The sequence below is a fragment of the Pseudomonas antarctica genome (genome assembly GCF_900624995.1).
GTDB lineage: Bacteria > Pseudomonadota > Gammaproteobacteria > Pseudomonadales > Pseudomonadaceae > Aquipseudomonas > Aquipseudomonas antarctica.
Window position 1 is genome coordinate 1 of sequence record NZ_UYXQ01000246.1, and the last position, 1511, is coordinate 1511.

The window sequence follows — 1511 nt, forward strand, 5'->3', positions numbered from 1 at the left end:
CGGGGGTTGGAGAGGTTTGTGCGGCGCCTGGAGATGAAACGCCAAGGCCAGGTGGGGTGACGCGCGATGATCCAGCGATTTGAGTTGACCGGTGGGAAGTTGCGCAGTGGGGCGGTCGAAGATGCCCCGATCATGCTGTTCAACAACCCCGACCTTGCCGAGCGTGAGTGGCTGCGCGACCACCACAAGCTGGATGAACATGCCCTGGCCTCGGCGCTGGACCCGGATGAAGTGTCACGCATCGAATTTCACCCTGACAACCTGTTCCTGATCTGGAAGCGCCCGGAGAACTATTCCGGCGGTGGCAACCTGGTGTTTGAAGTGTCGTCCTGCGGGCTGTTGTTTTCCCAGGACCGCCTGTTGGTGATCGCCACTGATGAAACCCCGCTGTCTGGGCTCGGCGCACGCCGGCCGCTGCACACACCGTTGGATGTGTTGCTCGACTTGTTGCTCAATAACATTCATCACTACTTGGGCCACCTTAAGGTGATCAAGCTGGTTGCGCGGGAGTTGCAGCAGCAGTTCAACGCGTCGATGAGCAACCATCACTTGATGCAGATGTTCAGCCTCAGCGAGAGTTTGATCTATTACATCAATGCGCTGCACAGCAACGGCGCGGTGCTTTCGCGGCTGCGTAACCATGCGGAAAAGGAGCATTTCAGTGCTGAGATTTTGGGGTTGATCGATGATTTGATCATCGAGAATCATCAGTGCTACAAGCAGGCGGAGATCTACTCCAATGTGTTTTCCGGGTTGATCGATGCGCGTGGGAACTTGATGAACAACAGCATGAATAACCTGTTGCGTAAGTTGACGCTGATCAACGTGGTGTTTTTGCCGCTTAACTTGATTGCCAGTGTGGGCGGGATGTCGGAGTTCAGCATGATGACGGCGGGGACGCCTTGGTGGGTGTCGTATCCGCTGCTGATGGCCGCGATGGCGTTGGGGGCGGGGTTGATGGTGTTGGGGTTGAAGCGGATTGCGGGTGGGGCGAGTGTGGGGTGATGTGATTTGGGTACATATCCGTTGCTGTGGTAACGGCTGATATGGGTTCCGCCCTTACGGCGGGTCACTTTTGAAAGAGCCCAAAAGTAACCAAAAGGCTCTTGCCCCACCACTCGGCACCTCGCTTAGGCTCGGTGTGCCCTCACGCAGGTTTTGAACCGTGGGCCGCCGCGATGGGCCATCCTTGGCCCATCGCGGCTAAACCGGCGTCCTGCCGGTTTACCCACGCTCCAAAGCCTGCGTTCGGCCAGCGTGGTTAACGGGGCGCCTAAGATCAAAATCAAAAGCAGATCAAAAGCAGAGCACGGCGGCCTAGTAGCCGACCTGAGTGGTTAGATCAAAAGCGAAGCCAAGGCGGCGTGACAGCCGACCTGATATTTGAAACTGAACTCAATCTAATGTGGGAGATTCTATGGTTGAGGGGAAGCCTCCAAAACCGCTTTTGACTGGTATTCGCTTTGATTTTTCATGAGTGAAAACGCAATACGTGCCAGCTTGCGGGCGAT

General features: G+C 56.1%; 1 protein-coding gene. It reads left to right on the top strand.

Annotation, left to right across the window (positions count from 1 at the left end; all coding sequences use genetic code 11):
* The first annotated feature begins 66 nt into the window (after window positions 1-66).
* Entirely contained in the window at window positions 67-1005 is a 939-nt protein-coding gene (locus E0F99_RS29800) for a magnesium transporter CorA family protein (protein ID WP_130909133.1), read from the top strand.
* Window positions 1006-1511 lie beyond the last annotated feature (506 nt).